The 17,423-nt window shown below is 60.7% G+C and carries 13 protein-coding genes; 9 read left to right on the top strand and 4 right to left on the bottom strand.

Annotated features, from left to right (window positions below; genetic code table 11):
• Nucleotides 1-105 precede the first annotated feature (105 nt).
• Both GX515_01910 and GX515_01915 read left to right on the top strand, forming a co-directional pair.
• The gene (locus GX515_01910; GenBank protein HHY31766.1) at nucleotides 106-894 is read left to right on the top strand and encodes an ABC transporter ATP-binding protein; all 789 of its coding nucleotides are present in this window, start codon (nucleotides 106-108) and stop codon (nucleotides 892-894) included.
• Complete coding sequence (locus tag GX515_01915; GenBank protein HHY31767.1) at nucleotides 891-2,675, top strand: hypothetical protein; 1,785 nt, start codon at nucleotides 891-893, stop codon at nucleotides 2,673-2,675. Before GX515_01910 ends, GX515_01915 begins: the two co-directional genes overlap by 4 nt.
• Here the strand turns inward: GX515_01915 and GX515_01920 are convergent.
• Nucleotides 2,672-3,892 (bottom strand): acetate kinase, encoded by a 1,221-nt coding sequence (locus GX515_01920; GenBank protein ID HHY31768.1) that lies wholly within the window; start codon nucleotides 3,890-3,892, stop codon nucleotides 2,672-2,674. The genes GX515_01915 and GX515_01920 overlap by 4 nt on opposite strands.
• A gap of 44 nt (nucleotides 3,893-3,936) precedes the next feature.
• On the bottom strand, nucleotides 3,937-4,809 hold the full coding sequence (locus GX515_01925; protein HHY31769.1) for an NAD(P)-binding domain-containing protein: 873 nt from the start codon (nucleotides 4,807-4,809) through the stop codon (nucleotides 3,937-3,939).
• A gap of 855 nt (nucleotides 4,810-5,664) precedes the next feature.
• On the opposite strand from GX515_01925, the gene GX515_01930 reads away from it, so the two are divergent.
• The 3 genes from GX515_01930 to GX515_01940 all read left to right on the top strand — a co-directional run bounded on the left by GX515_01930 (nucleotide 5,665) and on the right by GX515_01940 (nucleotide 9,843).
• Nucleotides 5,665-7,575 (top strand): phosphoenolpyruvate carboxykinase, encoded by a 1,911-nt coding sequence (locus GX515_01930; GenBank protein HHY31770.1) that lies wholly within the window; start codon nucleotides 5,665-5,667, stop codon nucleotides 7,573-7,575.
• A gap of 140 nt (nucleotides 7,576-7,715) precedes the next feature.
• Nucleotides 7,716-9,116: an FAD-binding protein gene (locus GX515_01935; GenBank protein HHY31771.1), complete on the top strand. Its 1,401-nt coding sequence runs from the start codon at nucleotides 7,716-7,718 to the stop codon at nucleotides 9,114-9,116.
• A gap of 64 nt (nucleotides 9,117-9,180) precedes the next feature.
• Complete coding sequence (locus tag GX515_01940; GenBank protein HHY31772.1) at nucleotides 9,181-9,843, top strand: class II aldolase/adducin family protein; 663 nt, start codon at nucleotides 9,181-9,183, stop codon at nucleotides 9,841-9,843.
• Here GX515_01940 and GX515_01945 read toward each other — a convergent pair.
• Nucleotides 9,815-10,384, bottom strand: coding sequence for a biotin transporter BioY (locus tag GX515_01945; GenBank protein ID HHY31773.1), 570 nt, complete (start codon nucleotides 10,382-10,384; stop codon nucleotides 9,815-9,817). The genes GX515_01940 and GX515_01945 overlap by 29 nt on opposite strands.
• An 88-nt stretch (nucleotides 10,385-10,472) precedes the next feature.
• Nucleotides 10,473-11,108 carry a GNAT family N-acetyltransferase gene (locus tag GX515_01950; protein ID HHY31774.1) on the bottom strand — a complete coding sequence of 212 codons (636 nt, stop codon included), beginning with the start codon at nucleotides 11,106-11,108 and terminating at the stop codon, nucleotides 10,473-10,475.
• 601 nt (nucleotides 11,109-11,709) lie between these two features.
• On the opposite strand from GX515_01950, the gene GX515_01955 reads away from it, so the two are divergent.
• From GX515_01955 to GX515_01970, 4 genes are all read left to right on the top strand, one after another.
• On the top strand, nucleotides 11,710-12,720 hold the full coding sequence (locus GX515_01955) for a TAXI family TRAP transporter solute-binding subunit (protein ID HHY31775.1): 1,011 nt from the start codon (nucleotides 11,710-11,712) through the stop codon (nucleotides 12,718-12,720).
• A 185-nt stretch (nucleotides 12,721-12,905) separates the two neighbouring features.
• A complete protein-coding gene (locus tag GX515_01960; protein ID HHY31776.1) occupies nucleotides 12,906-14,837 on the top strand; it encodes a TRAP transporter permease in 1,932 nt (643 codons plus the stop codon).
• Nucleotides 14,838-15,207: 370 nt separating this feature from the next.
• Nucleotides 15,208-15,903, top strand: coding sequence for a GntR family transcriptional regulator (locus GX515_01965; GenBank protein ID HHY31777.1), 696 nt, complete (start codon nucleotides 15,208-15,210; stop codon nucleotides 15,901-15,903).
• 186 nt (nucleotides 15,904-16,089) lie between these two features.
• On the top strand, nucleotides 16,090-17,334 hold the full coding sequence (locus tag GX515_01970) for an NAD-dependent malic enzyme (protein HHY31778.1): 1,245 nt from the start codon (nucleotides 16,090-16,092) through the stop codon (nucleotides 17,332-17,334).
• The last annotated feature ends 89 nt before the right edge of the window (nucleotides 17,335-17,423 follow it).

Raw genomic sequence — 17,423 nt, forward strand, 5'->3', positions numbered from 1 at the left:
TCAGCTTCGAACGCGAGTTCGGGTTGAGCCCAGGCTGCCTCGCCTCCGCGCTCGCCTCCGCGGGTGGGCGGACGCGCAGGATCCTAGAGGAGAGGGGAGATGCGAATGGACCAGGCAGGCGGCGTGGCCGTCAAAGTTCGCGACCTCGTGGTGCAGTATGGCTCTGTCGTGGCCGTGGACGGCCTGTCGTTCGAGGTCAGGCGCGGCGAGGTATACGGGCTCCTGGGGCCGAACGGCGCTGGCAAGAGCAGCACCATCAAGACTCTCGTGGGGCTCGTGGAGCCGAGATCAGGAGAGGTGAGCGTCTTCGGGCACCCCCGCAGTGACGAGATGACCGTGAAGGGCTTGATCGGCTACGTGCCCGAGGACGTCCTCCTGTTCGATTCCTTGACACCGCGAGAGTTCCTAGAGTTCATAGCGTCCGTGCGGCGGCTGCCGGCCGCCGAGGCGAACGGCAGGGTGGAACAGATGGTCAAAGCGTTCCGGCTCGAATCGCACTTCGACAGCCCCATTGCTACGCTCTCGCTCGGAACGAAACAGAAGGTTGCCGTTATGGCGGCGCTCTTGCATGATCCGCCGCTCCTCATCTTGGACGAGCCGCTCAACGGGCTGGACGCGCGCACCTCCCGCATTCTCAAAGAGCTCGTAAGCTTGCACGCGCGCAAGGGCGGCGCGGCCATCTTCTGCACGCACATCATGGAGGTGGCGGAGCGCTTGTGCACGCGGGTGGGCATAGTGAACCACGGCCGGATGGTCGGTGAGGGAACCATCGATGAGCTGCGGGCGCTCGTTCATGCGGACGAGTCGCTCGAGAACATCTTTCTCAAGGTGACGGCAGAGGAGGCCGGCATCGACGAAACCATAAGGGCGCTCGAAGGCGAGGGAAACGGTTGAGGACGGAACAAGAAGTCTCGCATGCCTCAAGGCGTCTTGCTGATCTGTGGCGCATATCGGGCCTTGTGTACAGGGAGGCGATGTTCCAGAGCCTTTACGTGCTGAAGCGTGGGGGTCAGCTTCCTGAGACCAAAGCACCAGGCGACTTCAGGCGCTTCATGACCCAGGGCGCCATTGTGATGAAAGTCTTTCTGTGCATCTTCCTCGCAGGCACCGCAGTGGGTGCGGTCTTGGCGGTTGAAAAAGCCTCGTTCCCCGGGGTGACCCCCGCTGTGGCCATGGCCGTTGTTGTAGGTATCTTCGTGCTCTCTGTCATGTTCATTATCACCGTAATGGCCATTGACGTGGTAACGGGGTTCGTCGCCGCAAAGGCCGTGCAAACGCTCGTAGCCCTCCCCATGTCGCGACGCGAGGTGGCCACCACGGCCCTTCTGGGCTTTCTCCGGATCTTTGACGCCCCGCTGGTCACGGGCGTCGTTGCGTTTGCTGTCGCGCACGCCGTTCTGACACGTTCTGTTTTAGGGGCCATGGCATATGCCGTGGGTGTGGCGACCGCAGAAGCCTTTGCGGTAGTCCTTGCGCTTTCGCTAGCAGAGCTTTTTTATGCGAGGGTGTTCAACCGCGCGGGGTCCGGTCTCCAAAGCGCGGCGAGGGCATTGTACCTTCTTGTGTCCATTATGCCCGGGGTCGGGATGTACCTTCTATTCAGCTATCAGGCTTCCGCAGGCAAGGCGGTGCTCTCCGCTGTGGCTGCCCACCCGGGGCTTGGGGTCGCGCTAATGTTCATTTACCCTGTGTCCTTCGGCTTCGTGGTCGCGGTTGCTTCCGGCGTGCAAGGGGCCTCACATGCCATGCTGGTGGGCTCGGGATTAGCCTGCCTTGTGTACGTCGGCATCGCGGTCTTGAGCCTTCGGTGGGCTGCGCAGCGGCTCAGCGCACGGGCGCTCAACAGCGAGGTTCCTGGCATGGGCGCCGGGTGGCGGCTGTCTCCAACGGGGGCGGGTGCGAGAAGCTTCAGATTGAAGATCGTGGCGCCGTGGCTTGGCGTCCTCGTCAAGGACATGCGTATCGTGTTTAGGTCGCCATCTGAGGCCGCGTTGCTCCTCATGCCTGCCGCGGCCGTGGTCCCGTGGGCCATCACGATGGGTTCTCGCGGCCGGCTTGCGGTGGGTGCTCCTGACCTCGCCACATTCCTGGGGCTCATGGCCGTCACCGCCGTCCCCGCGCTCGTTAACGTGGAAGCGATCGGGTACACTTACTTGAAGACACTTCCCGTAAAGGCGCGGTGGAGCCTCGCAGCAAAGGCAGCTGTCGCGACCACCACTTACGTTGCATCGGTCATCGTATTGCTGGTGGTATCGATTCTGGTTGGGCGAGGCGAGGCCGACCAGATCGCTGTGTTTGGCGCATCCGGGGTCATGCCCACAGCCGCGGGCTCGCTGGTGACAGGTTTCGCGCTGTCATGGCGACCGGGCCGTGCTGGTCGGGGCGGTGGCCGCGCGGCCCGTCCTGACCGACCCCATCGCCGACCTCATCGTAGTGCTGACAGCCGCCCCGGTCTCCATCGCGGCCCGAGACTGAGGGTAAGCCCGTTTACGTCTCCGTGGGCCTACCTCAAGGCCGTCGCCAGCGGTGGACTAGTCATAGCAGTGCCTCATGTGGCCGCGCGAATCGGGCGGGCGGCCCTCGGGCTTCCGCAGCTGCCGACGTATTTCATCCTGGGCCTTCTTGAGTTCGGCCTTGTCGCCGCAACGACGCTCTTGCGACCGCGCGCAGACTAGAACGACACCGCGGTGGCACGCAGGGACGAAACGATGTCCATCGTGTCCCTGGCGATAACGAGTTCCTCGTTTGTGGGGATGACAAGCACCTTCACCGCCGAGCCTTCCGCTGAGATATCGGCCTCCTTGCCCCTTATCTCGTTTTTCGCGAGGTCGATCTTCACTCCCAGGAACCCGAGTCCTTCGCACACCCTGCGCCGCAGGAGTGGCGAATTCTCGCCGATCCCCGCTGTGAAGACGATGACGTCCACGCCGTTCATGGCCGCCGCGTATGCTCCTATGTACTTGCGAACGCGGTATTCATAGACGTCGAAAGCGTCTTTGGCCCGGGGGTTGCCCTGCGCCATCCCGGCCTCGATCTCCCGCATGTCGCCGCTCAAGCCGGAAAGCCCCATAAGGCCGCTGTGCTTGTTGAGCATGGCGTTCGCCTCTGCCGGCGTCAACTGCTCTTGCTCCATCACGAAGAACACCACGCCTGGATCGAGGTCTCCGCTCCGTGTCCCCATCATGAGTCCTTCGAGAGGGGTGAACCCCATGCTTGTGTCTACGGACTTGCCGCCCTTTACGGCCGCGATGCTAGCTCCATTTCCAAGATGGCAGCTGACTATTTTCAGGTCCTCCAGAGGTTTTCCGAGGATCTCGGATGCGCGCTGCGCCACGTACCTGTGTGAGGTCCCGTGAAAGCCGTATCTCCGCACCTTATAGCGCTGGTAAAGCACATATGGGATGGCGTACAGGAACGCCTGCCGGGGCATCGTGGAGTGGAAGGCCGTGTCGAACACCGCCACCTGAGGCACGCCGGGCATGAGCGCCTCTGCTGCTGCAATGCCTGTGAGATTCGGGGGGTTGTGAAGGGGTGCAAGGTCAATGCAGTCGCGTAGCGCTTTCTTGACCTCCTCTGTGATGAGAACAGAGCCTGTAAAAGCCTCGCCGCCGTGGACCACGCGATGGCCGACAGCTCCGATCTCACTGACATCGCGGATGACACCGTGCTCTTGGTGGGTGAGCATATCCAAGACCTTGCTGATGGCGGTGGTGTGGTCGAGGACGGGGCCGACCTGCTTGACAGGTTGCCGTCCTTCGGGCCGGTGCGTCAAGATCGCATCGTCCGAGCCGATGCGCTCGACGAGGCCCTTTGCCATTACTGATTCATCATCCATGTTGAAGAGCTGGTACTTTACGGATGAGCTACCGCAATTAAGGACGAATATCTTCATGGCGCCGCCTCCTGCTGGGTGTTGCGATTTGCTCTAGATTGAGGTCATTCGATGAGGTTTCCATCTTCGTCATATCTGAAGAATCCCTGGCCTGTCTTGACGCCGAGGTGCCCTCCGCGCACGAGCTTACGGAGCAGGGGGCACGGTCTGAACTTGTGGTCCCCAAGGTCGTGGAACAGCCGTTCCATGAAGGTCAGGACTGCATCCAGGCCCATACGGTCGGCGAGTTCAAGCGGCCCTCTTGGGAGGTCAAAGCCCAGCTTCATGGCGGTATCGATGTCCTTAGCCGATGCCACGCCCTCCATCAGGGCATACATTGCTTCATTCAGGAGCGGCGCGATGAGCCTCGTCGTCACAAAACCGGGCGACTCGTGCACCTCGACGCCGGTCTTGCCCAGGCTTGCAATGAACTTGCTGGCCTGCGCGAATGTCTCGTCGGATGTTTTGAGCCCGCGGACGATCTCGACCAACTTGATCCTGGTGACCGGGCTCAGGAAGTGGAGCCCGATGACCTTGTCCGGCCTGCTCGTGGCAGCCGCAAGCTCGGTTACGCTCAGAGTGGACGTATTCGTCGCAAACACCACATGAGCCGTGCAAAGGTCATCGAGGGCCCTGAGTACCTCCTTCTTCACTTCGGGGTCCTCGGTGACCGCCTCAATTACAAGGTCGGCCGGTGCGATGCTGGCGAGTTGAAACGCGGGCCGGATGCGGCCGAGGGTAAGCCTCTTTTCCGCCTCGGTGATGGCCCATTTCTCCAACCTTTTGTTGAGGCTCCTTTCGATGCGTGCCCGGGCTTCGTTAACGAGTTCCTCGGTGCGGTCCACGAGGATCACTTCGTAGCCCTTTTCCGCAACACTCTCTGCAATGCCGCAGCCCATTGTGCCCGCGCCCACGATGCCGACCTTTCGAATTGCCACAGCCCGATGACCTCCCGCGTTCGCCATATCATGTTTATCTACATCAGCGTATCAACGACGGCGAATGAGCAACTCCGAAGCTGACACGATGCCTCGTCGGAGACAGTGGGTTCGCCTGCCGGCTGTCGTCCCCACTCCACACGCAACTTCCGACAAGCCTGGGCTTGGTCATCCACACATACCACTGGTACCGGAGTAGTTACCCATACCAACCAGCTGCCGCCGCCGTCGAGAAGACGAAAACGGCAGCCACAGGATGAAAACGGGCAACCACCGGTCATTTTCAACGTAACAAGTGAACGACGTCACAATCCCGCGGGGACCACTGCCAACGCAAACGACCGAGGTCCGCGGCGCTTTCGTCGGCGCGACAGGCAGGCTTGCGTCTGCGCTCCAGCGCCACGATCTCGACGCGCCCAGCCAGAGCCCGTATCGTCTCAAAACCCTTCTCCATTTTAGACCTAGGGACCCGCCGGGTCAACCTTTCGCAGGCGATTCTCACGTAAAGTACCACAAGTAGAAAATGTTACTGCGCCCGACGCAGGTGTCGGGGCTTCCATAAGAGGCAAGGGGCGAAAGCAGTCCGTGCCGAGCGGAGCTTGAGAGTCTCGCGCGGCGCCGGGATGCCCGCGGCGCAGACCCCGACATGGAACGAACAGTCCTGCAGGTGCCGCCACGCCGGGTCGTGGCAAGCGACCCGCGGCGGTCGAGCGTCGAGCACAGAGCGCTAAACCCAGGAGCTCCGAGGCGATTCTGCTCGTATCCACGATTGACACTGGTAGACGCTTAACATATAATGCACCACAAAGGCTGGTGCGGGCGGGGCCGGCCCCCAGTCCCGGGAGGAAGGACGCGATGTCTAGCATCGTCATTTCTTGGTTGCCGCGGCAGGTTATCATGTCCACGCCCGGCTCGGTTTGCGGGACCACCATGGAGCTTTTGTCAAGCCGCCCGTTCAAAGAAGTGGTCCGAAGTTTCATTTCCTGGCTTCGGCGGAAGGACTCGCCGCTCCTTGCCCTCTTTGCGGAGCCCGCGGCGGACTCGTGTTCGTCCGCAGGGCCCTGCCCACGGGATCACGGCGAGGCGGCCACTGCGACTGGAATTGAAGAGGAAGGGCTCTTGGAGAAGAAAGTGGACGTGCTCGTCGCCCTCCTTCATGCGCTGGCTGCCTTCCCCCTTGAACAGGCTGCACGGAGCGTGCCTGGCGCAGAAGCTCTCGCCCGAGATCCGCGTTTGCTGCACGAGTTCGTGGAAGCGCTGTACGACTATTGGCGCCGCTTTAACCGCTTTCTCGTTTGTTACTCCGAGCATTCCGAACCAGGCGCGCGAGCCGGCGCGGTAGCCGGCGCAGGCCCCGCTCTCGGCTCGGGGTTCGGCCTTGGCCTCGATCGGAGGCCCTACCGGACGTTCAACGATACTGTGGAACAACTCACCCACGTGGTGAGGGCTGCGTACCGCGATGTGTGCGAGAACATCACGGGGGACCACCCGCGTATCTACCGCCAGGTGGCTGCCGGAGCCCAGGTCGGCCTCATCGCCGTGCCGAAGGATTGGCCGTGTCCTGAGGAGTACCGCACACTTCGCAATGTCCGCTTCATCCGGCAAGTGCTCATCGACCCGCCTCTCATCATCGATCCCCCGATGAATAAGCGGACAGGCGAGTTTGTCAGAGTGCCCGACAACCCTCTTCTTGGGCTTGCGTTCAAGGCGGAGGAGTGGCTTTGCTACCCCGCGCAGGTGGGGCCGGTCGTGGTCTTCGTGTACTTTCATCAAGAGTTTATGGGCCTGGGCTGCTCCCTGGCGAACCTCTTTGAACTTGCCACCGACGAGCAGATCAGGCGCGGGCCTGACGCCGTTTTTGCTTTCGGCGTCTCGCCTGAGGCAATGATGAGATTCGGGGAGCTTCCGACAGTCTTCCACGAAGACCGCGCCAATGGCCTGCTGGTGGCGGCCATCCCTGGTGAGAACAGGTTCGGGTATTTCGGCTATCTCAAGAAGATGATCCTTACCCTCCACAACGTGCTCGTGATGAAGAAGCTCGGACGCATGCCTTTCCACGGTGCCATGACGAGGATCGTGATGAAGACCGGGCCGGCGGCCGGCGTCGTGATCATCGGCGACACGGGCACGGGCAAGTCAGAGTCCCTGGAGGCCTTCCGTGTGCTTGGGCAGGAATACATCCGCGAGCTCAGAGTCATCGCAGATGACATGGGGTCGTTCGAAGTGGCTCAGGACGGCAGCATCAGAGGGTATGGCACCGAGATCGGAGCGTTTGTCCGCCTGGACGACCTCCAGCCCGGGTACGCCTTCGACCAGGTGGACCGGGCCATCATAATGAGCCCTCACAAGACGAACGCTCGGGCGGTGATCCCCGTCACGAACACAGGCGATATACTGGCCGGGCACCGTGTGGACTACCTCCTTTACGCCAACAACTACGAGGAGGTGGACGCAGACCACCCGGTCCTCGAGAGGTTCGGGGACGTCCGGGCGGCGCTTGACGTCTTCCGCGAGGGCGCCGCTATGTCCAAGGGCACAACCACCTCTACCGGCCTCGTGCGTGCTTACTTTGCGAACATTTTCGGGCCTCCGCAATACAAGGACATCCACGAGGACCTTGCGGAACGCGTCTTCAAGGCGGCGTTTGAGCAGGGCGTGTTTGTCGGACAGATCCGCACGAGATTGGGGATCCCGGGCTACGAGCTCGCGGGACCGGAGGCTGCGGCGAGGGCTCTCTTCGACCTGATCTCCCGCACCGGTCGGTGAATCATCCCGCTTTCCGTATCAAGGATTGCCCCGGAACACGCGAATTGTCACCCAGCTTGAAACGTGCGGCGCGCCGTCGCCATGTGAGCAGTTTACGGCCCGCGCTGGTGGTGATAGACTCTTCGCGGGAGGGGATGCGCGTGTACAGCAAGGTTGACGAGCGGATCGTGGACATGCTCGCGGAGATCGTCGGGTCCGAAGCCGTCGTGACCAGCGAGGAAGGCCTGGAGCCGTACTCGCACGACGAAATGCCGGGATGGCGGTTCATGCCCGAGGTTGTGGTGAAGCCCGGGTCGGTGGACGAGGTAGCGCGCGTGGTTCGACTCGCCGCGCGCGAAAACGTCCCTGTCACCCCGCGCGGCCTTGGGACGGGGCTCTCGGGGGGCGCTCTCGCGGTCCATGGGGGCGTCGTCGTGTCAATGGAGAGGATGAACAGGCTCGTCGAGGTGGACCAGGACAACCTCATGGCGGTCGTAGAGCCCGGCCTCGTGGTCGGGGAGCTACATAAACAGGTCGAGGCACTGGGGCTTTTCTACCCGCCCGACCCCGCGAGCCTGGACAGCTGCAGCATCGGCGGCAACATCGCTGAGAACGCCGGTGGGCCGCGAGCGCTCAAGTACGGGGTAACCCGAGACTACGTCATGGGAATCGAGGCGGTCCTCCCAGATGGAAGCGTGGTGCGTTACGGTGGCAAAACCGTGAAGAACGTCACCGGCTATGACCTTGCGAACGTGCTCATCGGGTCCGAGGGGACTCTAGGCATCGTGACTCAGGCTATCCTGAAGCTTATTCCCCTGCCGCAACACCGCGTTGACCTTCTCGTGCCGTTCCACAGCTTTCACGACGCGACGCGCATGGTGACCGAGATCATCCGTGCGAAGAGGATCGTGCCTGTGGTGCTCGAGTTCATGGACAGGGAAAGCGTGAAAGCGTGTGAGATATACCTCGAGAAGGAGCTCCCGTTCAGCGACGCCGAGGCGCAGCTCATAGTGGGTCTCGATGGAAACAGGCGCGAGGACATCGACGCCCAGGCGGAGATCGTGGCCGGGCTGTGCCTCGAAGGCGGGGCTGACGATGTGCTGGTGGCGGACAGCGCGTTCCAGAAGGACCAGCTCTGGCACGCGAGGCGCGTCCTTCTAGAAACGCTCAAGGCCATCAGCGAGAGGGTCGAGGTCGAGGACGTGGTGGTGCCGAGGGTGAGGATTCCGGAACTCATCTCCGCCGTCGAGGAGATCTCGGAGCGCAGCGGTTTGCCGATAGTGAACTGGGGTCACGCGGGGGACGGCAACGTGCACGTGGGCGTCCTCAAGCGCGGCGTGAGCGACGAGAAGTGGAACGCGGAGCTCGACCGGGTGAACGAGGCCATTTTCGAGGCGGCGCTCAGTCTCGGAGGGATGATCACAGGAGAGCACGGCATAGGCATCTTCAAGAAGAGGTTCATGCCCAAGGCGGTGGACGAGCCCACCATGGCGGCCATGCGCGTCTTGAAGCGCGCTTTCGATCCGGCGGGCATCATGAATCCTGGCAAGGTGCTGCCGTGAGCAACATCAGGGTAACTTGAAAGAGCTGAGGCAAGTTCGGGAGGACAACGAGATGACACACGAGATGACATCAGAGAGCCGCCTCGCACTGAAGAGGCAGATCGTCGAGGCCGGGATCCATATGATCCGGACCGGCCTCGTGTACGGGACCGGCGGGAACATCAGCGCGCGCCTGCCCGGGATGCGCTATTTCTATGTCACGCCGAGCGGCATGGCTTACGAGTCATTGAGCACCGACGATGTCGTCGGGGTCGACTTCAATGGCCGCGTGGTCGAAGGCACAAGGCGCCCATCCATCGAGTGCATGATGCACGCCGCTATCCTGCGGGCGAGAGAAGACGTGGGGGCCGTGGTTCACACTCACTCCATGTACGCCACCGCCCTCGCCTCGGCTCGCGTCTCGATCCCGCCATTCCTCGAGACGGTGATAGCCGCAACGGGCGGGCATGAGGTAAGAGTGGCGGACTTCGCCCCGGCCGGGTCGCGGGAGCTTGCGGACATCGTGGTCCGCACTCTTGGCAGCGACAACGCGGTCCTCCTCGCAAACCACGGGGTGGTCGGCGTTGGCCGCGACCTCGACGAGGCCATGGCGATGTGCGAGGTCGTGGAGAAGGCCGCCATGGTATTTCTGTTGAGCAAGGCGGTGGGTGGGCCCGTTCTCCTCCCAGGGGAGCTCGTGGCAAGACAGGTAGAATTCTTCAAAGCCCGGTACGGCCAGCAAGGCTGAACCGGAGTCTCCACCCTACCAGCCCGGCTATGCAGGCCTTCAGCACGTCTCCCGGGATGAACGGCAGGGCGCCTGCAACGATGGCCTTGGTAGGCGTGAGGCCTGTCACAAGTGCGAGCTGGGACACGCCGAGGCCATACACGACGACCACTCCTCCCGCTAGACACGCGAGGACTAGCCATGCCGGGCCGAGACGTCTCGGGGTCGCGTGTCTTTGCGGCAAGAGGGCCAGTATGCTGGTCACGCCCGCCCCGACCACGAAGCCCGAAAGATAGCCGCCGGTCGCCCCAGCCAATACCGCAAAGCCGGAGGCGCCCCCCGCGAAAACGGGCAATCCGGCAGCCCCGATGAGCACATAGAGCAACTGACTCAGCATGGCCTCGCGAGGCCTGAGGAGGAGCCCCGCAAGCATGGGCCCGAAGGACTGCGCCGTCACAGGGACCGGGCTGAAAGGCAAGGGTATCGACACGAATGCCAGCACGCTCGTGAGTGCGGCGAAAAGAGCTATCCTGGTCAGCGAGTATATGTCGTTTCTTCTCATAGCGTGGGCGATCCCTCAACTTACACTTACGCTTACGCTCGACGGTGTCCCAAGGGCCCGCCGTAACTAGCGGCGCTTTTGGGCAAACCTAATGGAGCGTCTTGACCATCCTGTGCAATCCTTCGATCCCGCGGCGCCTTGTCTCCGCGTGAAACGTGTAAGTGCCAGCGACCTTGTAACCAAGGCGCTCATATAGCCCTCGGGCCCCGGTATTGCCAAGCTCGACATCGAGCGAGCATTTGCTGAGCCCCTCGGCTTTCGCCTTTTCCTCGGCCGCCGCAAGGAGCATCGTGCCAATGCCCTGGTCTCGCCATCCGGGCAGGACGGCAACGTGCGCTATGTAGAACTCGCCAGGGCCGGGCCTGGGGAGCTCGAATAGAAGCGGGCCTGAGTGTAAGGCAAGGCTCAATGCCCGACGCAGCCCGTACACGAATGGCGCCTGAAAAGCCATGTTCAGGTTCAACCGCCTTATCCTCCGGCTTGCGTATCCCAGGAACATGCCTACGACCTTGTCGCCAGCCTCCGCCACCATCGCGAACTCATAGCTGAACCGGTTCGCGTCTCTCATGAAGAACGCACGGAGCGCCTTGCGCGCGAGGTCCGGGTTGCCCAGGCCGAAGACCGCGTCGGCCACCTGTTCAGACGGGAACGACATCCGGACGAGAGCCGCGCCGACCGGCGCGTCGTCGGGTCGCGCGTTCCGCATGCGAACCTCGATCGCCATCTCACATCACCCCATGCAGTGCAGGCGGGCATTGATCCTGGCCATGCGTTGTGCCCGTAGTGTCCCGGCCCGACACGTCACGAGGACCTCAGTTGGTGGGCGCCAGACCTGTCTGCGGCAGGTAATGAGGTCACATGTCCCACGAATGCGGCATGCCGGGCACCGGTCGTGTTCTGGTGTTGCCAAACCGGAATTCCGCACATGCTCCCTGATCTCCTTCTCAAATCCTGGTTGGATAAGAAGTCTTTCATGCCTTCTATTCTTCTTGTTTCGGAAGGAGGAGACCGGCGTTTGGTGTAGAACATATTAGTTCGGTATGACATTTGGTGTACCAAATCGGTGTGCCAACTGCCTGCTTGAAGAGTCGAACACGTTACTTGGATGCCACTTGGGGACGCTCTCTTGAAAGGAGGGGGGCGGCGCGGAAGCGGGACAACTAGACTCGGTGGGACCTCTACACTGGTGACGGAGCGTGCGCTGGGAAGAGTCGTAGCAAGGTATTTCATCAGCTATGTCGTGGCAGCGTACGACCCAGGAGAAGCCGAAATCTGATGAACGAAGAAGACCCGCGTCGGCGGGTGAAGGCCGGGAGGGGATATCCGTGCGAAGGTTCACGAAGGTAATGGCCATGGTAGCAGCGCTCACACTCCTCTTGAGTGCGGTCGGCACTAGCGGAGAGGCCGCTAATAGGGTATTCATCCGCATTCCCACGGCGAGCATGGGCGGGTCGTTTTATCCCGCTGGCTCGGTTATTGCGAGCCTGATCAACGACAAGTTGGGCAAGGAAGGCGTTGTAGCGTCGGCCCAGGAGTCCGGCGGCTCTCCTGAGAACATCAATATGATGGCGAAGGGTGAGGCGGAAGCCGCAGTTCTCCTAGCAAGCGTCGTTGTTGACGCGTACAACGGCAGAGGGGCATTCAAGGACAAGCCTTACAAAGATCTCCGGATGATAACGGTATTGTGGCCGAACGTCGTCCAGATGGTCGTGACTGAGAAATCAGGCATCAGAAGCTATCGGGATTTGAAGGGTAAACGGGTGTCAGTCGGCCAGCTCGGAAGCGGCACCGAGCCGAATACCATAGCCGCTCTGGACGGTGCCGGCATGACCTACAAGGACATTCTCCCCGAGTTCCTGGGCTTCTCCCAATCTGCTGATGCGATAAAGGACGGGCGCATAGTGGCCGCGCAACTCTCCGGCGGCATCCCCCACCCGTCGGTGCTAGACTTGTTTGCTAGCAGGGTCGGGGCTCGGCTTCTGTCGATGACGCAAGACGAGGTCAAGCGCGCGTGTGAGCTGCATCCAGAGTTCTCGGAGTTTACGATACCTGCGAACACGTATCCGGGCCAGGATTACGCGGTGCGTACTATTGCTACGACGACTGCCCTGGGCATCAGAAAGGATATACCTGAGGACCTCGTGTACAAGATTACCAAGACCATCTTCGAGAATCTAGACTACATTCATAAGTCGTACTCCGGACTTGAATACATGTCACTTGAGCACGCCATACCTGGGCTTGTTGCGCCATTGCACGCAGGGGCCGTGCGTTATTTCAAGGAGCGCGGCATCAAGATTCCCGAGAACTTGATCCCACCCGAGTACAAGGGTTAAGTCGAGTCGGGGAATTCAAGGCTCGTTCAGGTATGAAAGCATGAAACGCACCACGAGCGGACCAATGTGAGCCGTCGGGCCCCGGCGGTTGATCGGGAGCCCCGGGGCCCGGGGCCGCTGACAACTGACAACGGCCCTTGGGCGGTATTAAGGTACGCAGCACTGAGCACTGGAGGTACGCACCTATGTCGACGAGTCTGGAAAGCGAAGCGAGGCCTCAAGCGGGATCGAAGCGCGCAACAGGCGTTGTCGTATCGATATGTTCGATCATTGCTGTGGCGTTCTCGGTATTCGAGATATGGGCGAATAGCTTCTCGTTTCTTCCCACACTTAAGCTCAACACGATTCACCTAGCGTTCCTTATGTTCCTGTGCTTCTTGATGTACCCTGCGCGACGGGGCGCTGCGAGGGACAAGGTCCCAGCCATTGACTGGATCTTCGCGATCCTTGGGGCAGGATGTGCTCTCTACTTTTGTCTATCGTTCGACGCGCTGTACAACCGGGGCATGATTCCGCTGCCCAGAGACTACGTTGTTGCCGTCGTGGGATTGCTCCTGGTTCTTGAGGCGGGAAGGCGGTCGACAGGGCCCATACTGCCAGTTCTTGCCATCATATTCCTGCTATACGCAAGATATGGCCAGTACGTTCCGGGCGTGTTCGCGCATGGCGGGTTTCCGTGGTCAAGGGTCGTATCGAGGATGTTCATGACGGACGCGGGCGTTTTCGGAACCACCATTACCATTTCCTCGACGTACCTCTTCCTCTTTGTGCTCTTTGGGGAGTTCCTCGCAAAGAGCGGTGTGGGCGACTTCTTCAATGATTTCGCGTTTTCGTTGATAGGCCACAGAAGGGGCGGCCCCGCTCAGGTCTCGGTGATTTCAAGCGCGCTCATGGGCACGATAAGCGGGAGCTCCATAGCAAACGTCGCCACGACGGGGAGCTTCACTATTCCGCTCATGAAACGCATCGGGTACACGCCTGACTTCGCCGGGGCCGTAGAAGCGACCGCATCGACTGGCGGAATGATCATGCCGCCGATCATGGGGGCAGCAGCGTTCCTGATGGCTGGTTTCCTCGGGGTTCCTTATACCACGATTATGGTCGCTGGCATAATCCCAGCTATCCTATATTACCTATCTCTGCTCTTTGTGATAGATATGGAGGCACAGCAGAGAGGCCTTCTGGGCCTCCCGAAGTCGGACCTTCCCAAGTTGTGGGAGGTGCTGAGGGACAAGGGGTATCGCGTTATCCCCGTGCTCGTGATCATCTACGCACTCGTCACTGGCCTCACTGCTATTACGTCGGCGTTCGCGGGCTTAGTATCAACGGTGCTTGTCAGCCTTTTCAACAGGAAGTCTAGGATGGGGCTCAAAAAGATTGTAGAAGCGCTCGCTGGTGCAGGACGGAGTATCGTGCCCATCGGCCTTGCCTGTGCGGTGGTGGGCATCATCGTCGGGGTAACGGGCATGACTGCTCTGGGCTCCGTGGTCGCCTACAACATGATCAACCTTTCAAGGGGCGTCACGCTCCTCGCGCTCGTGTTCGTTCTCCTTGCCTCGCTCGTTGCTAGCATGGGGCTTCCCGCCACAGCCTGTTATGTGGTGGTTGCTGCAATCGCCGCGCCGGCGCTTGTGCGAATGAACATCCCGCCCCTTGCAGCCCACTTCTTCGTGTTCTGGTTCGGCTGCCTCTCAGGGATCACGCCTCCAGTAGCGTTGGCTTCCTACACAGCTGCCGGAATCGCAGGCTCGAACCCTAACAAGGTGGCTATGACCGCATTGCGGATAGCTGCGCCGGGGTTCTTGCTCCCGTTCCTTTTGGTGTATCGACCGGAGTTGCTTGGGCTGCCCGCTCCCATGCCTAGGCTCGTCGTTTCTATCGGAGTGGCCGTTCTGGCGTGTCTGTCAACGGCTTGTTGCACTCACGGCTACTTCATGGGCAAGCTCTCCATGTGGGAGAGGGTTTTGATGGGCATCGGGAGCGTGATGTTGGTAAACCCTGACATGTGGTCGTACGTTGGCATAACGATGATAGCGTGTGTCCTTGCATACCGATGGTATCGCGCCAGGAGAGGACGGAACCGCTCGGCCGGGCTGCAATGCGAAGCCTGCACATGAGACCAAGAGGACCGGGCGAAGGACGGCCCGGCCCGGTGTCTCCGATGCGTCTGCGTTGGACGCCGTTTGGGTTTTTGCTGGCAGGGTTCTGGCGCAGTAGTCCCGGTGACATCGCCATCCTCGTCCCGTCACACTAAAAGAAGGAATACACTGGATGTCGCCGAAATGAGAATCAGCAGGGCTCCAACTGAGCCCGATGACGGGGTGCGTCACGAGTTGAACAAAGGGCAGTGTCGCTGATGTCAGGCGGCGTCGTAAGCACACTGGTGGCGAGTGAGCATTGAAGACTGCTGCTGGCATGTGCCGGGACGGGCCCGGGAAGACGTCGCTGGCCGTGGCGCGAGTTTTCGATGTAAAGGAGAACCGCTTCGTGAGTAGGGAATGCGATGGTTCCAGCAGAGGGCAGCAAGCCGAGAAAGCGTACATCGAGATCCGCGACCGCATTAAGAAAGGTATCTGGGGCCCGGGCTACCGCCTGGTCGAACGAACGGTCGCGGAAGAGCTGGGCGTCAGCCGCACCCCGGTGAGAGCTGCATTCGAGAGGCTCTTCTCCGAAGGCCTGGTCGAGCTAGTGCCGAACAGAGGCGCGGTTGTGGTAAACCTCTCGACTGAGGATGCCATCGAGATCCTGCAGATGAGGGAGGCGTTGGAGGTGCTGGCCTGCAGGCTCGCCGTCCCGAGACTGACAGATAAGGACCTGGAGCGGTTGAAGGGCATTCTTGTCGAGATGAAGAAAGCGGTTCATGACAACGACCTATTCAGATACTCTGACCTCAACGGCGCCTTTCACCGGATCATAGTTGACGCCAGCGGAAGCCGGCGTCTGGCGGAGACGCTTGATCTCCTCAAGACTCAGACCGTGCGCCACAGGCTGACGTCGCTTCTAACCCCCGGTAGGGCTCGCAGTTCTCTGGCGGAACATGAGGCTATTCTTCGCGGGCTGACTCGGTCGCGAAAGACTGGTACATCGAGGTACGCCGAGGAGGCAATGCGACGACACATCGAAGGGCTTCTTGCGAGCCTTCTGTATACAGCACAGCGCGGCGGCGAGTCAACCGGCCTGTAGTCGGGGTAACTCGACACGTGACCTCACGAAAAACAAGAAAGTTGCAGTGAGGCAGCAGGAATTCAAAGGCGGGCGGCGAAACATCCTCGTGAAGAGATGGTATACCAAATAGAATGCCGCACATCTGCAGCACACGACGCGCCCTATGCATCGAGAACGAGGGCGCGGCAAAGGGGGAACGGTCAGGTGTCCATGCGAGACGAAGCCTTACGCCTTCACCTAGAGAACAAGGGCAAGCTAAGGGTCGAAAGCAAGGTGCCCGTGAGGGACGCGCGCGACCTTAGCCTTGCGTACACGCCAGGGGTGGCGGAGCCCTGTAAAGAGATCCATGCTGACCCACAGAAGATATACGACTATACGGCCAAGGGGAATCTCGTTGCCGTCGTGACCGATGGAACGGCGGTCCTGGGACTCGGCGATATTGGCCCTGGGGCTGGGATGCCCGTCATGGAAGGCAAGGCGGTTCTGTTCAAGGCGTTCGCTGGTGTGGACGCTTTCCCCATATGTCTTGCTACAAAAGACGTGGCGAAGATCGTTGAAACAGTCAAGCTCCTCGAACCTACTTTCGGGGGTGTGAACCTCGAAGACATCTCAGCCCCCACTTGCTTTGAGGTCGAGTCCAGGCTGAAAAAGGAAGTCGAGATTCCCGTATTCCACGACGACCAGCACGGAACCGCCATCGTAACGTGCGCTGCTCTGATCAACGCTCTTAAGATCGTTTCCAAGAAGCTTGACCAGATCAGAGTGGTGGTGAGCGGGGCGGGCGCTGCAGGAATCGCTGTTACTAAGCTGCTCCTAAAGTTGGGAGTTACTGATATCACGCTGTGTGACACCAAGGGCGCGATCTACGAGGGACGGAAGGAAGGGATGAACCCGTACAAGGAGGAGATCGCCCGTGTCACAAACAAGCGCCGTATAGCGGGCGGGCTCAAGGAAGCTATTGTAGGCGCTGATGTGTTCATAGGGGTTTCTAAAGCGGGCATCATGACCAAGGAAATGGTGAGGACCATGGCGCCCGATGCGGTGATCTTTGCGATGGCAAATCCGGTGCCCGAGATCATGCCGGACGAAGCAAAGGAGGCAGGGGCGAAGGTTGTCGCCACGGGCAGATCGGACTTCGCAAACCAAATCAACAACGTCCTTGCCTTCCCTGGAGTATTCAGGGGCGCTCTTGACGTCCGGGCCAGGGACATCAACGAGGACATGAAGCTTGCCGCTGTGCGAGCCATAAGTAGCCTCATCTCAGACGAAGAGCTTTCGCCGGATTACGTCATTCCTGGGCCGTTCGATTCTCGCGTTGCACCCGCCGTGGCGGCCGCTGTCGCCAAGGCAGCTATGGAGTCAGGGGTGGCTCGGGTGAAGGTCGATCCTGACGAAATCAGGCAACGCACAGTTAAGCTCGTGGAAGCGGTGAGGGCGGCCTGGCGGTGACGGATGTCGAGCGGATCATCACAGGTTCAGGCGTTTTCGCCTGGTTGCATTCCGATCTGGGCTCGCAGGAGGTGAAGCTGGGGGGTTCA

This window comes from Bacillota bacterium, from assembly GCA_012842395.1.
Lineage (GTDB): Bacteria > Bacillota > SHA-98 > UBA4971 > UBA4971 > UBA6256.